The sequence below is a fragment of the uncultured Bacteroides sp. genome (assembly GCF_949298305.1).
In the GTDB taxonomy this organism is placed as follows: Bacteria; Bacteroidota; Bacteroidia; order Bacteroidales; family Bacteroidaceae; genus Bacteroides.
Genome location: NZ_CASFWU010000080.1, coordinates 1 through 18590, shown reverse-complemented (window position 1 = coordinate 18590; position 18590 = coordinate 1). Strand labels below are relative to the sequence as shown.

Sequence of the window (18590 nt, the reverse complement as noted above, 5' to 3'; positions counted from 1 at the left end):
CCTACAAATTAAAGAAATTATTTCCAACACCCGAAATGTTTCCCCCATAAAAACAAGGAGTGCCCCAGCCGTGCAACGCAGGCCGGGACACTCCCTGAGGTTTCTTCAAACGAAGATGATTCAGTTGTTTTCCGGACGGAGCTTGCGTACCGTAACGGCAGTCTGCCACATTTCGCTTTCGCGCAGAGCCTTCAGCTCGGCATTCAGCTTTTCACGGTAGTCGGGCTGTGAGTTGCTGTCGATGGAAATCTGAGCTTCGTTACCACACTTCACGCTCTCGTACAACTTCTGAACCACGGGCTTGATGGCATCGTGGAACGGGCCCATCCAGTCGAGGGCACCACGCTGTGCGGTAGTGGAGCAGTTGGCATACATCCAGTCCATGCCGTTCTTGGCGAAGAGGGGCATCAACGACTGGGTCAGTTCCTCAACCGTTTCGTTGAAGGCTTCGGAAGGCGTGTGGCCGTTCTCACGCAGCACTTCGTACTGTGCCAGCAACAGACCCTGGATAGCGCCCATCAGCGAACCGCGCTCGCCGGTAAGGTCGGAAGTGGCCTCGCGCTGGAAAGTGGTCTCGAACAGATAGCCGGAACCGATGCCGATGCCCAGTGCCAGCGTGCGGTCCATAGCCTTGCCCGTAGCGTCCTGATAGATGGCATAAGAAGAGTTCAGTCCGCGGCCTTCGAGGAACATGGTGCGGAGTGAAGTACCCGAGCCCTTCGGAGCTACCATGATGACGTCAATATCCTTGGGAGGAACTACACCCGTGCGGTCGCTCCAAGTGATGGCGAAGCCGTGTGAGAAATAGAGAGCTTTGCCGGCTGTGAGGTGCGGCTTCAGCGAAGGCCATACCGACATAACAGCTGCGTCGGAAAGCAGACACATCACGATGGTACCTTTTTCGGCTGCTTCTTCGATACCGAACAGGGTTTCGCCCGGTACCCATCCGTCGGCAATCGCCTTCTCGAAGGTCTTGCCCGGACGCTGGCCAACGATGACGTTGAAACCGTTGTCGCGCAGGTTACAGGCCTGGCCCGGTCCCTGTACGCCATATCCGATTACTGCGATGGTTTCGTCTTTCAAAATCTCACGTGCTTTCTCCAAAGGAAATTCTTCGCGGGTCATCACATTCTCGATAACACCGCCAAAATTCAATTGTGCCATTTTTGTTTTAGTTTTTATTTGTGGCTTTCGCCTGGTTAATATTTTAGTTTATCTATTTTAGTGAACAAGTGGACAAGGCTACAGGCAACAAGGCATGTCCTCGTCAACTTGTATTCTTGTCAACTTGTCAACTGCTCAAACTCCACTTTCGCCCGGCAGACCGTCTCACCGCCGTTCTTCTTCACTTCCACACCGTAGACGCCGTTGCCGTCATCGTCCAGATAGAAAGAAAGTTCGTCGCCGTAGTAGCTTTCGGCCACGTAGGCCATCTCGAAACGACGAATGCGCTCCGCACGGTACTTCTCCAGCGGGAAGAGGTCGAGGATGTGCTCGATGTAACGGATGCTGTTCACATGGCCGTTCACGTCGATGTCGCTATACCTGGCCTTCAGCGTAGACACTGGCTCCGTAGCGGTGATTTTGATGCGCGAAGGCTTCGCAATGGGGCAAGGCTCGTCGCACACATAGTCCACAATGCTGCCGTCGTGCATGGCCATCAGGTCGATGGGTTTGCGCGTCTGCATGCTGATCATGGCCCATACGGACCGGGCATAACCAATCTTGCGCCCGTCCTTGCCGACAATGGCAAAGTTACGGTCGGTGAAGAGGCGATAGACGTTCTCCACCCACGTCTGCACCGAAAAAGTCTCGTACTGATAGGGCATCTCGTCCATCTCGATAGCCAGTCGGGACAATACCCACGTATAGTTTTCCTCGTTCAGTGTAGCCATGCCGAAACCGCGTTCGGTGGCATGAAAGCCTGCACAGTTCAGCAGGTGGTTGCCCAATACACCCAGCGTCAGCCTGCCCGTAAAGTCCACGTGAAAAGGCTCGGCTACGAAATTATAGGTTCCTATCTTGTTGTCCATAGGTTCGAGGATTGTTAGTTTTTAAGTTTTTTAGTTTTTAAGTTTAGTTGACGAGGGGACAAGTTAACGAGGCCACGAGGGGGAAAAGGGACTCATTACTTGTCAACTTGTTAACTCGTTTACTTGTCAACTCGTCTACTTGTCAACTCGTCAACTCGTCTACTTGTCAACTCGTCTACTTGTCAACTCGTCTACTTGTCAACTTGTTAACTTGTCAACTCGTCTACTTGTCAACTCGTCTACTTGTCAACTCGTCAACTCGTCTACTCGTTAACTTGTCTACTCATATCTTCTTTACTCTTCAGATACTTTGCCTCACGTTCGGCCAGATATTCGTTCACCCGCTCGAAGCAGCTGGTGGTGATGGCCACACGGCCCGAACGCACGAACTGAAGCACGCAGCCGAAAGCCTGCAACTCCTGATAAAGGTGGGTGATGTCGTCGCTCATGCCGTTCAGTTCGACAATGGAGAACACCGGGTTCACCTCCACAATGCGGGCATGGTTCTTGCGGATGACCTTGGACACCTCGGGGGTCTGCTCCAGCGCGGGAGTCGTTATCTTGTAGAGGGCAATCTCGTGCTGGTAGATTTCATCGTCGGTGAAATAGTGCGCCTGCAGCACGTCCATCTTCTTGGTTATCTGCTTAGTCACCTTCTCGATGGTGTCCTTGTCCGTCCAGGCGGTGATGGTGTACTTATGTACGCCCTGTATGGAAGAAGCGGACACGTTCAGGCTCTCGATATTGATTTGCCTGCGGGTGAACACAGCCGTCACCTGGTTGAGCAAGCCGGCGATGTTCTCCGAATGGACGATGATGGTATATAATGTCTTTTCAGTCATAATTCTTTATTTTTTAGTTGACAAGTTAACGAGTTAACAAGTTGACAAGGAGACGAAGAGATGCCTTGTAACCTGAAGCCTTGTCAACTCGTCTACCGGTCTACTCGTATCTGATTTTCAACATTCCAACAGCATCTGATTCACCGAACCGCCCGGAGGCGTCATCGGCATCACGTTGCCTTCTTCTTCCACACAGGTCTCGAGCAGGAACGGACCGTCGGTTGCCAGCATCTCACGGATAGCATCGGCCAGTTCCGAACGCTCCATCACACGGCGCGAAGGAATGCCGTAGGCCGCGGCTATCTGCATATAGTCGGGGTTCAGCATGGGCGTGAACGAGTAACGGCGGTTGAAGAACATGGCCTGCCACTGACGAACGTTGCCCAGGTAGTTATTGTTCAACAGAATCATCTTGACAGGTGCTTTTTGTTCCATCACCGTGCCCAGTTCCTGCAGGTTCATCTGCAAGCCGCCGTCGCCCATGAAGACACAAACCGTGCGGTCGGGGCGTCCGAACGTGGCACCGATGGCGGCAGGAAGGCCGAAGCCCATCGTGCCCAATCCGCCGGAAGTGACAATGCTGCGCGGACGGGTGTACTTGAAGTAACGGGCCGACATCATCTGGTTCTGGCCGACGTCGGTCACCAGGATAGCATCGTTATGGGTTGCCTCGCTCACGGCACGTACCACTTCGCCCATGCTCAGTTCGCGGGTAGTGCGGCACAGTTCGGGACGGATGACCTTCTCTTCCTCTACTTCTTCGTAGGTACGGAAACTGTCGAGCCACTCCTGGTGCGTGGCCGGTTTCAGCAGTTCGGTAACGGCGGGCAATGTCTCTTTGCAGTTGCCCAGCACAGCTACATCGGTCTTGATGTTCTTGTCTATCTCGGCAGGGTCGATATCGAAATGAATGATTTTGGCCTGTGGAGCATAAGTAGCCACGTTGCCCGTCACACGGTCGTCGAAGCGCATGCCTACGGCTATCAGCACGTCGCACTTGTTGGTATTGATGTTCGGCCCCAGATTGCCGTGCATACCCAGCATGCCTTTGTTCAGCGGATGGTCGGAAGGCAAAGCCGACAGTCCCAACAGAGTGCGTCCGGCAGGCAGTCCGGCCTTTTCGATGAAAGCCAGCAACTCGGCCTGTGCATTTCCCAACTCCACACCCTGACCAACAAGCACCAACGGACGCTGGGCAGCGTTGATGAGGTCGGCAGCCTGGCGGACGGCTTCCATGTCCATATCGGGCACCGGCTGGTAGCTACGGATGAAGTCGACCGTTGCCAGCGCATACTCCGTCTTGTCCACCTGGGCGTTCTTGGCAAAGTCGAGCACTACGGGACCGGGACGTCCGCTGCGTGCTATGTAGAAGGCGCGTGCCACAGCCCAAGCCACATCTTCGGCCCGGCGAATCTGGTAGCTCCACTTGGTGATAGGTTGTGTGATGCCTACCAGATCGACTTCCTGAAAAGCATCCGTACCGAGGAAGCCCGTACCCACCTGTCCGGCAATCACCACAATGGGCGTGCTGTCTATCATGGCGTCGGCAATGCCGGTGATGGTATTGGTGGCTCCGGGGCCGCTGGTCACCAGGCAGACACCTACCTCGCCCGACACGCGGGCAAAGCCCTGTGCGGCGTGTGTGGCTCCCTGTTCGTGGCGTACCAGAATGTGGTTCAACGTCTTCCGGTGGTCGTATAAGGCATCGAATACCGGCATGATGCTTCCACCCGGATAACCGAATATTGTCTGCACCCCTTCGTGTTCCAGCGAACGCATCAGGGCTTCTGCGCCTGTAATTGTATCTTTCATCTTTAAAATGAAGAATTAAGAATGAAGAATTAAGAATACTTTTTAATGAAGAATGATGAATGAAGAATGAAGAATGAAGAAATTCTTTATTAGTGAAGAACCACCAAAATTCTTCATTCTTCGTTCTTCATTCTTCATTTTTCTCATATCAGTCTTACCGCTCCTTTATCTGCCGAGCTTACCAGACTGGCGTAAGCCTTCAGCGCCTTGGACACTTCGCGGTTGCGGGTGACGGGCGTCATGGGGCGGGCAGCCAGTTCCTCGTCGCTCAACTTCACGTTAATGGTGCGGTTGGGAATATCTATTTCGATGATGTCGCCATCCACCAGCTTGCCGATGTTGCCGCCGGCAGCCGCTTCGGGCGAGATGTGACCGATGCTCAGGCCCGACGTACCGCCACTGAAGCGTCCGTCGGTAATAAGGGCACATTCCTTGCCCAAGTGGCGCGACTTGATGTAGGAGGTAGGATAAAGCATCTCTTGCATGCCCGGACCACCCTTAGGACCTTCGTGGGTGATAACCACTACGTCGCCGCTCTGTACTTTACCGTCCAGGATGCCTTCACAAGCAGCTTCCTGCGAGTCAAACACCTTGGCAGGACCGGTAAACTTCCAGATGCTTTCGTCCACTCCGGCGGTCTTCACTACACAACCGTCCTGGGCAATGTTGCCTTTCAGTACGGCCAGTCCGCCGTCCTTGCTGTAAGCGTGCTCCAAGTCGCGGATGCAACCGTTGGCACGGTCAGTATCGAACTCTTTGTAATAAGCATCCTGCGAACCCAGCTTCAGGTTGAACTTGCCGCCGGGGGCGCTGGCATATTTTTTCTGCGCCTTCTTGCAGACGTTGGGACTGGTGATGCAGTACTGGTCAATCTCTTCGGCCAGCGTCATGCCGTCTACGCGCTTCACACGGGTATCTACCAGTCCTCCTTTAGCCAGTTCGGCCATGATGGCTACGATGCCGCCTGCACGGTTCACGTCCTGCACGTGATATTTCTGCGTGTTCGGAGCAACCTTACACAGACAAGGCGTCTTGCGCGACAGCATGTCGATGTCTTCCATCTTGAAGTCGGCTCCCGCCTCGTGGGCTACGGCCAGCAGGTGAAGCACCGTATTGGTAGAACCTCCCATGGCGATGTCCAGCGTCATGGCGTTGAGGAAAGCCTGGCGGGTGGCGATGCTGCGGGGAAGTACGCTCTCGTCGCCCTCCTCGTAGTATTTGTAAGCGTTCTCTACAATCAGTTTGGCAGCGTCCTTGAACAGTTTCCGACGATTCTCGTGTGTAGCCACAATTGTTCCGTTACCCGGCAGAGCCAGTCCGATGGCTTCGTTCAGACAGTTCATCGAATTGGCGGTAAACATACCCGAACAGCATCCGCACGTGGGGCAGGCATGTTGCTCTATCTTGGCTACATCCTCGTCGCTCACCGTCGTATCGGCCGACTTAATCATGGCATCAATCAGGTCGAGGTGCTGCCCTTTCCACTCGCCGGCCTCCATCGGTCCGCCCGAAACGAAGACGGTAGGAATGTTCAGACGCATGGCGGCCATCAGCATGCCCGGCGTTATCTTGTCGCAATTGCTGATGCAGACCATGGCATCGGCCTTGTGGGCATTGACCATGTACTCCACGCTGTCGGCAATGATGTCGCGCGAAGGCAGGGAATAAAGCATGCCGTCGTGACCCATGGCAATGCCGTCGTCGATGGCAATGGTATTGAATTCGGCGGCAAAGCAGCCCAGTTTTTCAATCTCTTCCTTGACGTACTGCCCTATCTCGTGCAGGTGGACATGCCCCGGAACAAACTGCGTAAACGAATTGACGATGGCAATAATGGGCTTACCCATCTGCTCACGCTTCATGCCATTGGCCACCCACAATGCACGTGCTCCCGCCATGCGGCGCCCCTGCGTGCTGAACGAACTGCGTAACTGATGTTTCATATCGCTCCTGATGCTTTTAAAACTAAAAAGCCTCTCTCATCCGAATGAGAAAGGCTTACTAAATCATTATCAACGTACGAATATACATACACAAACCTTTCTCACGCTCTTGATGCCACGACCACGACGCGAATAATGTGCAGGACTGCCAGGTTAATAATAGATGTATGCAAATTCATAACAATTATCTCTTTTAATCTTCTTCTGTTTTTTTAATATGCCGCAAAGGTAAGTGCTTTTTTATTATTTCCAAACAAAATGAAGAAAAAAATGCAGGATAACTAAATAATCGTAAGGAAAGAGCACTATAAACTCATTTTTTATCACCCTCATTTTCCGAACGGAAGAAAGGCGCTTTCCATATTGCAAATAATATCATATCTTTGTGCCGCCCTACCCCAAAGTTTCCGAAGGCATTCGCACGCATCGCAAACGGCACATGGGGCATAAGCTGCCAAGAAGGACTCGTTCAAGGCTTGAAAAACCGGAACTTGCAGGAGTTAAAGGGGCTGAAAGGAATTATCGCCCGTCCGGGTCTGCCGGGGAGGAGTTAAAGCCAACAGCTTTGCTGATGCAGGACTCACATGGGGCGAAGTATGGGCTTAACTCCCCCAGTAGAAATTCAGAATACTAACTATAAAACAGAAATATCAATGGAAACAGCAGAAAACAAGTACATCACCGTAGCCTACAAGTTGTACTCGATAGAAGAAGGAGAAAGGGATTTTGTAGAAGAAGCTCCCGCAGAACACCCGTTCCAATTCATTTCGGGCCTTGGCATGACACTCGACGCTTTTGAGAGCGAACTTGCAGGCCTGAAGGTGGGAGACAAATTCGACTTCACCATCGGCGCCGCCGACGCTTACGGCGAGTACGACGAGGAGCACGTCATCGACCTGCCGAAAAACATCTTCCTGATAGACGGGAAATTCGACAACGAACGTGTCGTAGAAGGAGCCATTATCCCGCTGATGACAGCCGAAGGACAACGCATCAACGGCAGTGTGGTGGAAGTGAAAGACGATGTGGTAGTGATGGATATGAACCACCCCCTGGCCGGATGCGACCTGAACTTCGTAGGCGAAGTGGTAACCAGCCGTCCGGCAACCAACGAAGAGCTGGCCGAAGTAGCCCGCATGATGAGCGGCGGTTGTGGCGGCGGATGCGGCAGCTGCGGTGGCGGATGCGGCGACCACGAATGTGGTGACGACTGCGGATGCGAAGGCGGATGCTGCCACTAAAGGAAATGAAGAATGAAGAATGAAGAATGAAGAATGAAGAATGAAGAATTTCGGTGTGTCCCCTTACTTGGCAGATACACATCAAACGAAAATTCTTCATTCTTCATTCTTCATTTATTATTTGCTTGTCATAATGTCCAGCACCAGCTTGTCCGTCTCGTTCATTCCCTGTGAACCAATCTTTGTCAGATTACGGATGCTCTGGTCTACATCTTCATCGATAATGCCCTCTACTGAAGTGACACAGCGGTTCTCCATCGCCATGATGGCCGAGAGCACTGCCGTGGACACACCTGTGGTAACCTTCAGCGCACAACTGGGCTTGGCACCGTCACAAATCATGCCCGTCAGGTTGGCTATCATGTTCTGCACGGCATAGGTAATCTGCTCGTACGTGCCGCCCATCAGCCAGGTGATGCCGCAACTGGAGCCGGTAGCCGCCACTACACAACCACACAAGGCCGAAAGCCGTCCCAGACTCTCCTTGATATAAATCACCGTCAGGTGGCTCAACATCAGCGCACGTATCAGCTCTTCTTCCGACTTTCCGTTTTCCTCGGCATAGACCACCACCGGCAGTGTGGCCGAGATGCCCTGGTTGCCGCTGCCCGAATTGCTCATCACCGGTATCATGGCACCCGCCATACGGGCGTCGCAGGCACCCGACGTGTAAGAAAGAATGTGCGAGAAGACGCTGTCGCCCATAATCTTGTGCTCATAATTGCCGCGGAGCATCTTGCCGAGACCGTGACCGTAGTCGCCCGTAAAAGACTGTTCGGCAGCGGCCTTGTTCAGGCGGGCAGTCTCCAGGATGAAGCGGATTTCGTCCAGCGGAGCGGTCATGGCAAAGTCGTAGACCTTGCGGAAAGTCAGTTCCGGCACCTCCTCTTCCTGGTTCTCGCCTGAGACGGCCTGCTTGTCCAGCAGCACCTGCCCGTTGCGGGCCTCGTAGACAAATGACGTGTGTCCGCCCGCTATCACAGCAACGGCCTGCTCGCCGCCCGCCTCGCAACACACCTCTATATAAAGTTTCTCCGCAATGTCCGGTTTCAGAGCAATGGAGATGCGCTTTTCATCAATAAAACGTTTCCCCTCTTCCACAGCCTTGGGAGTACTGTCCTTCAGGACTTCCAACTGATACGCGGATTTACCCACCAGGGCACCCAGCGCAATCGCGATGGGCAGGCCAATCATCCCCGTGCCGGGAATGCCTACCCCCATGGCGTTCTTCAGGATGTTGGCACTGAGCCACACGCTTATCTTCTCGGGTTTCACGCCCAATATCTCCGCAGCCCTGGCCACACACAGAGCGACCGCAATGGGTTCGGTACATCCGATGGCGGGGACGACTTCACGCTTCACCAGCGCAATGATTTTCTTTCTTTCGGTTTCGTTCATACGTTATAAGGTTCTATGTTGGTTCATCGAAAATAAAACTGATACAAAGATAGCATCTGTCAACCACTTTACCCAATTTTCAGGGGATGATTTCGTCAGGGAGTGACATTTGGAAAGAAAACGGGAAGCAAGCGCCCCTTATCAAAGCCGCAAACACTCCGACAGGACAGCCTTGCAGACAGTTGTCGGCTATCGGGCAGAAAGGGCGTATCTATTCCACAGAAAGGAATGGCCAAGATGAGAGAAAAGTTATATCGCAGCGGTCAAGATGTACATCGCAACGGCTAAGATATACATCGCAGCCGCTAAGATGTACATCTTAAACGCTAAGATATAAAAAAGAAAAGAGATTGATGCATCCTTTCTGCCGAGAAGAACCGTCCTTTCAGCCTGGGAAATGACCGTTTTCCGCCTGATTCCCGCACATTGGGCAACAATTCCACATCATCTCCGCCCGAAAGATGCTGCCAAGCCCAACTTTTTTAGTATTTTTGCATCATCAAAGAAAAGTCGGACCTATTCCCTAACCACTTAAAAAAGAAGAAACATGAAAATAATGAAACTGATAACCGGCCTGCTGCTTGGCCTCATGGCAGCGTCGTGCATACAAGACGAAGCCCTGAACTCCGAAGCGGCCATCGACGCCTGCACGGGCGACGAGGTGCAGCTGGCCAGCATCAATGCCGAGGAGAAAACCGTTACTATCTATATCTCGCGGGCTACCGACCTGAGTAGTCTGAAGCTGGACTTCCTCCTTCCCGAAGGAGCAAGCATTGCACCCGCACAAGCCGTTGCAGGTGACAAAGCGCCCTACTACGACTTCAGCGCAAGCTCCGCACGGGATTTCATCGTGACCTCGGAAGACGGCGAGTGGAAAACCACCTACTCCATCATCCTGATTGAGACAGAGTTGCCCACCACCTTCCATTTCGACGCGCTGAAAAGCGCCAACAGCACCTACGACATTTTTTTTGAATTTCAGGCAGCCACCTCCGACTCCGCCCCGTATGCCTTGGAGTGGGCCAGCGGCAATCCGGGCTACAAGCTGACGGGGATGGCACAGTCTGCCAGCGACTACCCCACCAGCATCGACCGCAACGGCGTCAGCCAAAGTTGTGTGCGCCTGGAGACCAAAGACACCGGCAGCTTCGGCAGCATGATGAGAATGCCCATCGCGGCAGGAAACATCTTCATCGGTACTTTCGACATGAGCAACGCACTGAACGACGCTCTGAAGGCTACCCAAATCGGCTATCCGTTCCTGAAAATACCCGTGGCACTGAAAGGCTACTTCAAATACACCCCCGGCGAAGTCTATAAGGAAGGCAACAACGTGGTGGACAAGACCGACCGTTTCGACATCTATGCCATCTTCTACGAAACCGACGAACAGGTGAAGTTCCTGGACGGCAGCAACCGCTTCGTCTCCGACCACCTGGTGAAGTTGGCACGCATCCCGGCAGAAGAAGCCGTGGCCACCGACTCGTGGAAGGAATTCTACATTCCGTTTGAAACAGTCGAGAACCGGAGCGTAGACACCCAGAAACTGGCACAAGGGAAGTACAAACTGGGCATTGTGTTCTCCTCCAGCATCGAGGGAGACCTTTTCAATGGAGCCGTAGGAAGCACGCTCTACATTGACGAAGTGGAACTGATTTACGAATAAGAAGGAATCATACAGCATGAAAAAGATAATCATACTGACCGCCTTGCTGCTGACCATGCTGTCGGTACAGGCACAACAAGAAAGCAACCGCACCATCAAGCAATCCTACCTGCGCGGATGGGAGTACGAAGTCAGAGCCGGTGTCAGCATCGGTGGAACGGCTCCTCTGCCCATGCCGGTAGAAATACGCAGCATAGACAGTTATTCGCCCAGCTTGGCCATCGCCATCGAAGGCAACGCCACCAAATGGTTCGACGCCAACCGCAAGTGGGGATTGACCGTCGGCCTGCGGCTGGAAAACAAGAGCATGACTACCGAAGCCACCGTGAAGAACTATGGCATGAAGATTTTCAACGACCAGGGAGGCGTGGTGGAAGGCATCTGGACAGGTGGCGTGAAAACAAAGACCAAACTTTCGCTGCTGACCCTGCCCGTCGTAGCCGACTACAAGCTGTCCAGCCGCTGGACCCTGTCCTTCGGCCCCTACATATCCTACCTGCTTGAAGGCGACTTCTCCGGCAATGTCTACGAAGGGCACCTGCGTACCCCCGACCAAAGCGGAAGCAAGGTAGAATTTGCCAACGGCAATATCGCCACCTATGATTTCTCCGACGAGCTGCGCAACTTCCAGTGGGGCTTGCAGTTGGGCGGCGAATGGCGTGCCTTCAAGCACCTGAACGTGTACGGCACCCTGACTTGGGGGCTGAACGACATCTTCCAAAAAGACTTCGACACCATTACCTTCGCCATGTACCCCATCTATCTGAATGTAGGGTTCGGATATTCTTTCTAAAATTCATTTTTGGGAAACTCCGCGATTTACGTTGTACACGCCCCCATTCTACAGGCTCAAAATCAGGTACATTCAGCAAATAACACAAAAACAGCCAACTAATTCATATACAAAGCATTGCGAATTAGTTGGCTGTTTTATATCTTTAGGTATCCCCCCGAAAAAGGGGGCAGCGGATATTCAGTAAATGTCCCTAAAACAAAACTTGAGAAAAAAAGGCTGCCTCAATATTTTTGAGACAGCCATTTTTTATAAGAAAGCCGCACCGATGATGTGATGAAACTCCGAATAACATGTTTTGAGTGTTCGTCCTCTTTGTAATCCACCGACTCAAAGGTTACCCCGAAGGGCGTGGCCCGCCATTGAGAAACGAAACTTGTCTCGGTATTTCATAAAAATTGATGAGTTTCCCGATCCAATCAATGCGGCTATTTTTTCTATAACAAAGATAAGAAGTTTCTATGAAACAAACAAGAAAAAAGGAAATGTTTTTATCTTTCCTTGTTAAGTTATCAAAAAATTCAGCGACATACAGATATAAAAAAAGGTGCCTTAAGGGCACCTTTACTATAAAGTCTGTTCTTTTAGGCAGCTTTAGCCTTAGCAACAATAGCCTTGAATGCTTCGGGATGATTCATTGCTAAATCAGCCAGCACTTTACGGTTGATTTCAATACCAGCCTTGTGCAAAGCACCCATCAACTTGGAATAAGAAAGACCTTCCAGACGGGCGGCGGCATTGATACGCTGAATCCACAATGCACGGAAGTTTCTCTTTTTAGCCTAACGTTCTTTCTTGCACCAAAGTAACCTCTGGTCAATTTCAAAATTTTCTTTCTTCTTGCTCTTGAAGCAACATGATTTACTGATCTTGGCATAGTTTTACTTGTTTTTGAATGTTAGCGCCATTGCTTTGCGGCAACGGACTTAAAGCTAATACATCCGGTTAATAACTTTGATACTTTTACGCTTTTACTTACTTCATCGCTAAGAGTTCCTTCACCTGAGCTACATTCGTGGTATCAACAATTGTTGAGTAGCACAGGTTTCTTTTTTGCTTCTTAGTTTTCTTAGTCAGAATGTGACTATGAAAAGCGTGCTTTCTTTTGATTTTACCCGTCCCGGTAAGAGTGAATCTTTTTTTAGCACCGGAGTTCGTCTTGATCTTTGGCATCTTTATTAAACTTTTAAATTATTAATTATATGGCAACGCACTATACCTTTGGCGTTACACATTTTCTTTTTATTCTTCATCCTCAGCAGGTTCGTCTGCCACAGTCTCAGCAGTTTTGGAAGAAGCGGCCTTCTTGGGCGAACCAGGCTTCTTGGGCGACAACTGGATAGTCATCCGTTTCCCTTCCAAAATAGGCATTTGGTCTACCTTAGCGCAATCTTCCAAATCATTGGCAAACCGAAGTAACAGAACTTCACCCTGTTCCTTGAACAAAATGGAACGGCCCTTGAAAAAGACGTAAGCTTTCACTTTATCACCATCTTCCAAAAAGCCTTTGGCATGTTTCAATTTAAAATTATAATCATGATCATCAGTCTGAGGTCCGAAACGGATTTCCTTGACGTTGACCTTGACTTGCTTAGCCTTCTGTTCCTTCTGACGTTTCTTTAACTGATAAAGAAATTTAGAGTAATCGATAATACGACAAACAGGAGGTTGCGCATTGGGAGAAATCTCCACGAGATCCGCGTCATGTTCTTCAGCGAGTTTCAACGCTTGCGCTATCGGATACACTTTTGCTTCCATTTCATCGCCCACGATGCGGACTTCTTTGGCACGGATTTGTTCATTAATCCGATGTTGCCCTTTTAAGTTGTCATTCTTCATTAATAACTTTTACTTCCGTTTGTTTTTTCTGTTTTTACTCCTTTATCGTTAAATAAAGCACCTGCGGAACCATCCGCAGGATGCCATGCTTTTGCAAGTGGGCGCAAAGTTACCACTTATTTATCATATTTTGAACCTCTTCGTTTATTTTTTTTGCGAAATCCTCAATTTTCAAGGTTCCCTGGTCGCCTTCACCCTGCTTGCGCACAGAAACTTCACCATTTTCGGCCTCTTTCTCACCAACAACCAGCATGTAAGGAATGCGTTTCATTTCGTTATCACGAATCTTACGACCAATCTTTTCATTACGTTCATCTACAAGCGCACGGATATCGTATTTCTTCAGCAAAGCCTTCACTTCGTTGGCATAATCATTGAATTTCTCGCTAATAGGCAGAATAGCCACCTGGTCGGGTGTCAGCCACAGAGGGAACTTGCCGGCCGTATGCTCAATCAACACAGCCACGAAACGTTCCATCGAACCAAACGGCGCGCGGTGAATCATGACCGGGCGGTGCTTTTGATTGTCAGCACCCGTATATTCCAACTGGAAACGTTCCGGAAGATTATAATCCACCTGAATGGTTCCCAACTGCCAACGACGTCCGATGGCATCTTTCACCATGAAATCCAATTTCGGACCATAGAAGGCAGCTTCGCCATATTCGACCTTAGCCTTCAAGCCTTTCTCCTCGCAAGCCTCAATAATTGCCTGCTCGGCCTTTTCCCAGTTCTCATCACTTCCAATATATTTCTCGCGATTCACCTTGTCACGCAAAGAAATCTGCGCCTCAAAGTTTTCAAAATCCATGGACTGGAACACGATGGAGATGATGTCCATAACACGGAGAAATTCATCCTTTACCTGATCAGGACGGCAGAAAATATGCGCATCATCTTGCGTGAAACTGCGCACACGGGTCAATCCGTGCAATTCACCGCTCTGCTCGTAGCGGCAAACGGTTCCAAACTCAGCCAGACGCAAAGGCAAATCCTTGTATGAGCGCGGCGAATTCTTATAAATCATACAGTGATGCGGGCAGTTCATTGGTTTCAGGAAGTACTCCTCACCTTCTTCAGGTGTATGAATCGGCTGGAACGAATCCTTACCGTACTTGGCATAGTGTCCTGAAGTGATATACAAAAGTTTGTTGCCGATAGGCGGACACATGACTTCCTGATAGTCGTAACGGGCCTGAATACGGCGCAGGAATTCTTGCAGACGGATGCGCAGAGCGGCACCTTTGGGTAACCACATTGGCAAACCCTTGCCCACCGTATCAGAAAACATAAACAAATCCATCTCCTTGCCTATTTTGCGATGGTCTCGTTTCTTGGCTTCTTCCAACAGGACAAGATACTCATCCAACATTTTTTTCTTGGGGAAGGTTATGCCATAGATACGGGTCATCATCTTACGGTCTTCCTGACCACGCCAATAGGCACCTGCAACCGAAGTCAGTTTGATAGCCTTGATGGGAGCAGTCGTCATCAAGTGCGGTCCACGACATAAATCGGTAAACGCACCCTGGGTATAGGTAGTAATATGGCCGTCTTCCAATTCGGAAATCAACTCGCACTTATAGGTTTCACCACGGTCACCAAACATTTTCAGTGCATCGGCCTTCGCAATGTCTTTCCGAACTACAGCCTCCTTTTTAGCTGCCAGTTCAGCCATCTTCTGCTCGATAGCCGGCAGGTCGGATTCCTTAATGGGAGTCTCACCCGGATCAACATCGTAATAGAAGCCATTTTCTATAGCCGGACCTATACCGAACTGAATACCAGGGTATAGTTCCTGCAAAGCTTCAGCAAGCAAGTGAGCACTGGTATGCCAGAAAGCATGCTTACCCTGTTCATCCTCCCATTTATAAAGTACGACCTCAGCATCCTGCTCAATGGGACGCCCCAAATCATAAGTTTCTCCATTCACACCACAAGCCAGCACATCTTGTGCCAAACGCGAACTGATGCTTTCTGCAATCTGCAGCCCTGTTACGCCTTCGTTATACTCACGAACAGAGCCATCGGGAAAAGTAATCTTTATCATAATGTTATGTATATTTCGTTCTTTCAAGCGCAAAATTAGCGAATTCTTTTTGATATTCGATTTTTTAGCAAAAAAATGTTATTCACTCCGGTCCATAAAGCGTTTAATGACATTATAGGCAGATACGACACCCAATTCCCCCGCTTTACTTAAATCAGAAATTCCTTGCTTATTATTTCCCAAAAAGATATGCGTCAGCCCTCTGTTGAAATAAGCTTCGGCAAAATTAGGATTCAATTCAATCGCCTTGTCATAATCAGCCAAAGCGGCCCGATAATCTTTCAGCATAGAAAAGACATTTCCCCGATTATAATAAGCATAAACAAAGTCAGGAGCGAGCTGAATGACATGATCCAAATCCTTCTTCACTATATCGTAATCCATAGCCGTCACTTCGCCATTGCTTGTTTCAAGGGCATCGGCTGCGCTGTCCTTTGCCTCTGAGGCTCTTTCTGCTTTCCGATATTCCAGCTGTTTGCATCGTACCAAAGCCCGCATGAAATAAGCAGGGAAGAAGGTATCATCAAGCAAAATACTCTTAGTGAAATCATCGATAGAACTATCAAAATCCTGAACCAAATAAAAGTCCAATCCACGCATAAACCGCTTAACCGCATTCTTGTCATCGACCACAATGTCTGATGTATGCGTATCTATCAAAGCAAAATGGAATCGTACCTGCTCCTCTGTCAACGGAGCCTCCATATTGGTAATGCGCAACATCTTGGGGAACGCCTTCGAGCGGTTCAACTCGTCTATATACTTATGGAAATGAACCGATCGCTTCACATCACTTATCTTTTCATAGTAAGTCAACGTATACATAGGCTCCAACTTAATTGCCACATTCCGGTCCTGTACACGGCCACGATAATCGCTGGTATAACGCCTTTCGGAATCTGAGTCATCAGCAATCACTATTTTCCGATAGTTGGCCACATTTTTATCTGACTTCTTACGGGTTTTTTCGTCCTTAGAAGCATCATCCGAAGAGTCTGCCGTATTATTACCGTTGTTTGCAGCACTTTGATTCCGTTTATCAAGCTGCATCTTCATTATTTTAAATTCATCCTGCTCAGCCCCCTTATGGTCGCCTATTCTCTTGCGAGCCTCCGCTCGGTAATAATATCCTGTCATAAAATTGGGATATTCCGCTATTACCTTCGAGTAATCTTCAATGGCCCCCCGATAATCCCCAGTCTGTGCACGCAAGATACCTCGGTTAAAAGCGGCCATCATATTATCGGGTTCCATTTTCAAAACGAAATCAAAATCTTCAATGGCCCTGTTATCATCACCCACCTGAGCGCGAAGCAATCCACGGTTATAATGCCCCAAGAAATTGTCAGGATCAATATCCAGTGCCAAATCATAGTCACTCATGGCACCACGCAGATTGTTCTGGTGGAAACGCACCAAAGCCCGATTTATATAATTGCCAACATTCTTAATACTCAAATGAATAGCCTGGTCCAAATCGTCTTCTGCTTCTTTATATTTGCCCTGTTGGATACGGACTAAGGCCCGTGCGCTCCAAGCATCCGGATCATAACGATCAATCTCTATCGCCTGTTCGAAGTCATTCAGTGCCTGTATGGTATCATTCTGCTTCAAAAAAACTTCACCACGCATCAGATAAGCCCTCGTATAACGAGGAGAAATGGCTAACAGTTTACCTAAGTCCTCCTTTGCCTTATCATAATCTTCTTTCTGAATATGGCAAAGAGAGAGGTTGTGCCACAGAATGACGTTTTCAGGATCATATTTTAAAGCCATTTTATAATCATCTATGGCTCCATCAAAATTGTCCTGTCTAATCCGCGCCAATCCTCTGATTTGATAAGCGCCAACCACAAAAGGATTACGCCGTATCGCTTCATTGCAATCGGACTCCGCACCTTGGAAATCCTCCAGATAAAACTTGGCAAGCCCACGAAAGAAATAAGGCTCGAACAGGTAAGGCTTTGCATTAATCACCTGATTGAAATATTGAATAGACAGCACATAATCCTCAAAATAGAGAGCATTACGAGCTATCGTCATCACACGTTCCGTATTAATCTGCGCATACAGGAGTGTCGGAAACAGCAAAAAAAACGTGAATATCTTTTTTATCATTTTGTCATAAAGAACAGGTAAACATAGCAAAAATAGCTGTTTTCATTCACTTAACGGGATTAACTAAAAACTTTTTATATTTTTTGAGCCTTATAACTTCAAATATAACGTTTGCTTATATTCAAAAACAGCAAGCCACCCAAAACAAACGGACATCGTCACCCAACAGAATGGCAATGACTACCTGACGGTCTTAACCTTATAGGAGCAATGCGCCTTGCCTTTCAACATCGCATTCAGTTTGCCTTTAATCATTTGCTTGCGCAAAGGAGACAGATGGTCGATAAACATCTTGCCGTCCAGATGATCAAATTCGTGCTGCATGACACGTGCCAGATATCCCTCTACTTCCTCTTCATGCTCTACCAGATCCTCATCCAAATACCTTACACGGATTCTGTCGCCACGCTTCACAGACTCATGAATGCCCGGCAAACTCAAGCAACCTTCCTCCATAGACACTTCTTCACCCATAACCTCCAGAATATGAGCATTGATATATGCCTTGCGAAAACCTTTATATTCGGGAAAATCATCAGAAAGAACATCCAAATTGACTGTCACCACCCGGATGGGAAGTCCAATCTGCGGTGCTGCCAAACCGACTCCATCGGCATGGTCCATTGTTTCAAACATATTGGCAATCAATTCTTTCAGATTCGGATAATCAGGGGCAATATCTTCCGCTACTTTTCTTAAAACGGGTTGACCATAAACATAAATAGGTAAAATCATATACTATCTATCATTTAAAAATACTACTGGTGCGATAAAATCGCATTAGTTTTAAATATCATCAAATAACGAGAGTTCTTTGACATTTTGGTTTAAAATGATTGATGAGTCTTGCTTTGT

General features: G+C 49.2%; 14 protein-coding genes and 1 pseudogene. 3 read left to right on the top strand and 12 right to left on the bottom strand.

Annotated elements, in window-relative coordinates; genetic code table 11:
• Positions 1-120: 120 nt before the first annotated feature.
• The 5 genes from ilvC to ilvD all read right to left on the bottom strand — a co-directional run bounded on the left by ilvC (position 121) and on the right by ilvD (position 6630).
• A complete protein-coding gene (ilvC, locus tag Q1Y74_RS10775; RefSeq protein WP_300814329.1) occupies positions 121-1164 on the bottom strand; it encodes a ketol-acid reductoisomerase in 1044 nt (347 codons plus the stop codon).
• 119 nt (positions 1165-1283) lie between these two features.
• Positions 1284-2033 (bottom strand): acyl-ACP thioesterase domain-containing protein, encoded by a 750-nt coding sequence (locus Q1Y74_RS10770; protein WP_300814327.1) that lies wholly within the window; start codon positions 2031-2033, stop codon positions 1284-1286.
• A gap of 263 nt (positions 2034-2296) precedes the next feature.
• Positions 2297-2875: an acetolactate synthase small subunit gene (gene ilvN, locus Q1Y74_RS10765; RefSeq protein ID WP_300814326.1), complete on the bottom strand. Its 579-nt coding sequence runs from the start codon at positions 2873-2875 to the stop codon at positions 2297-2299.
• Between the two features lie 117 nt (positions 2876-2992).
• The gene (gene ilvB / locus Q1Y74_RS10760; RefSeq protein ID WP_300814325.1) at positions 2993-4687 is read right to left on the bottom strand and encodes a biosynthetic-type acetolactate synthase large subunit; all 1695 of its coding nucleotides are present in this window, start codon (positions 4685-4687) and stop codon (positions 2993-2995) included.
• 143 nt (positions 4688-4830) lie between these two features.
• Positions 4831-6630 (bottom strand): dihydroxy-acid dehydratase, encoded by a 1800-nt coding sequence (gene ilvD / locus Q1Y74_RS10755; RefSeq protein ID WP_300814323.1) that lies wholly within the window; start codon positions 6628-6630, stop codon positions 4831-4833.
• A gap of 653 nt (positions 6631-7283) precedes the next feature.
• Between ilvD and Q1Y74_RS10750 the strand changes: the two genes are divergently transcribed.
• A complete protein-coding gene (locus tag Q1Y74_RS10750) occupies positions 7284-7871 on the top strand; it encodes an FKBP-type peptidyl-prolyl cis-trans isomerase (RefSeq protein ID WP_300814322.1) in 588 nt (195 codons plus the stop codon).
• A gap of 117 nt (positions 7872-7988) precedes the next feature.
• Here Q1Y74_RS10750 and Q1Y74_RS10745 read toward each other — a convergent pair whose 3' ends face one another.
• Positions 7989-9269, bottom strand: coding sequence for an L-serine ammonia-lyase, iron-sulfur-dependent, subunit alpha (locus tag Q1Y74_RS10745; RefSeq protein ID WP_300814320.1), 1281 nt, complete (start codon positions 9267-9269; stop codon positions 7989-7991).
• Positions 9270-9816: 547 nt separating this feature from the next.
• Between Q1Y74_RS10745 and Q1Y74_RS10740 the strand changes: the two genes are divergently transcribed.
• Both Q1Y74_RS10740 and Q1Y74_RS10735 read left to right on the top strand, forming a co-directional pair.
• Positions 9817-10935 (top strand): PCMD domain-containing protein, encoded by a 1119-nt coding sequence (locus Q1Y74_RS10740; RefSeq protein ID WP_300814319.1) that lies wholly within the window; start codon positions 9817-9819, stop codon positions 10933-10935.
• A 16-nt stretch (positions 10936-10951) separates the two neighbouring features.
• Entirely contained in the window at positions 10952-11728 is a 777-nt protein-coding gene (locus tag Q1Y74_RS10735) for a porin family protein (RefSeq protein ID WP_300814317.1), read from the top strand.
• A 584-nt stretch (positions 11729-12312) separates the two neighbouring features.
• Here the strand turns inward: Q1Y74_RS10735 and rplT are convergent.
• The 6 genes and pseudogenes from rplT to def all read right to left on the bottom strand — a co-directional run bounded on the left by rplT (position 12313) and on the right by def (position 18470).
• Positions 12313-12605: pseudogene (gene rplT / locus Q1Y74_RS10730) on the bottom strand (50S ribosomal protein L20).
• Positions 12606-12703: 98 nt separating this feature from the next.
• Complete coding sequence (gene rpmI, locus Q1Y74_RS10725) at positions 12704-12901, bottom strand: 50S ribosomal protein L35 (protein WP_300814316.1); 198 nt, start codon at positions 12899-12901, stop codon at positions 12704-12706.
• A gap of 69 nt (positions 12902-12970) precedes the next feature.
• Positions 12971-13567 carry a translation initiation factor IF-3 gene (infC, locus tag Q1Y74_RS10720; RefSeq protein ID WP_300814314.1) on the bottom strand — a complete coding sequence of 199 codons (597 nt, stop codon included), beginning with the start codon at positions 13565-13567 and terminating at the stop codon, positions 12971-12973.
• A gap of 109 nt (positions 13568-13676) precedes the next feature.
• Positions 13677-15617: a threonine--tRNA ligase gene (gene thrS, locus Q1Y74_RS10715; protein WP_300814313.1), complete on the bottom strand. Its 1941-nt coding sequence runs from the start codon at positions 15615-15617 to the stop codon at positions 13677-13679.
• Positions 15618-15695: 78 nt separating this feature from the next.
• Positions 15696-17735, bottom strand: coding sequence for a tetratricopeptide repeat protein (locus Q1Y74_RS10710; RefSeq protein WP_300814312.1), 2040 nt, complete (start codon positions 17733-17735; stop codon positions 15696-15698).
• A 180-nt stretch (positions 17736-17915) separates the two neighbouring features.
• Entirely contained in the window at positions 17916-18470 is a 555-nt protein-coding gene (gene def, locus Q1Y74_RS10705; RefSeq protein ID WP_300814310.1) for a peptide deformylase, read from the bottom strand.
• Between the last annotated feature and the right edge of the window lie 120 nt (positions 18471-18590).

Bases quoted from the DNA above. Each gene is read 5' to 3' on its own strand.
- ilvN (WP_300814326.1), bottom strand. From the start codon at position 2,875: ATGACTGAAAAGACATTATATACCATCATCGTCCATTCGGAGAACATC.
- Q1Y74_RS10735 (WP_300814317.1), top strand. From the start codon at position 10,952: ATGAAAAAGATAATCATACTGACCGCCTTGCTGCTGACCATGCTGTCG.
- ilvC (WP_300814329.1), bottom strand. From the start codon at position 1,164: ATGGCACAATTGAATTTTGGCGGTGTTATCGAGAATGTGATGACCCGC.
- Q1Y74_RS10750 (WP_300814322.1), top strand. From the start codon at position 7,284: ATGGAAACAGCAGAAAACAAGTACATCACCGTAGCCTACAAGTTGTAC.
- rpmI (WP_300814316.1), bottom strand. From the start codon at position 12,901: ATGCCAAAGATCAAGACGAACTCCGGTGCTAAAAAAAGATTCACTCTT.
- thrS (WP_300814313.1), bottom strand. From the start codon at position 15,617: ATGATAAAGATTACTTTTCCCGATGGCTCTGTTCGTGAGTATAACGAA.
- infC (WP_300814314.1), bottom strand. From the start codon at position 13,567: ATGAAGAATGACAACTTAAAAGGGCAACATCGGATTAATGAACAAATC.
- ilvB (WP_300814325.1), bottom strand. From the start codon at position 4,687: ATGAAAGATACAATTACAGGCGCAGAAGCCCTGATGCGTTCGCTGGAA.
- ilvD (WP_300814323.1), bottom strand. From the start codon at position 6,630: ATGAAACATCAGTTACGCAGTTCGTTCAGCACGCAGGGGCGCCGCATG.
- Q1Y74_RS10740 (WP_300814319.1), top strand. From the start codon at position 9,817: ATGAAAATAATGAAACTGATAACCGGCCTGCTGCTTGGCCTCATGGCA.
- Q1Y74_RS10710 (WP_300814312.1), bottom strand. From the start codon at position 17,735: ATGATAAAAAAGATATTCACGTTTTTTTTGCTGTTTCCGACACTCCTG.
- Q1Y74_RS10745 (WP_300814320.1), bottom strand. From the start codon at position 9,269: ATGAACGAAACCGAAAGAAAGAAAATCATTGCGCTGGTGAAGCGTGAA.
- Q1Y74_RS10770 (WP_300814327.1), bottom strand. From the start codon at position 2,033: ATGGACAACAAGATAGGAACCTATAATTTCGTAGCCGAGCCTTTTCAC.
- def (WP_300814310.1), bottom strand. From the start codon at position 18,470: ATGATTTTACCTATTTATGTTTATGGTCAACCCGTTTTAAGAAAAGTA.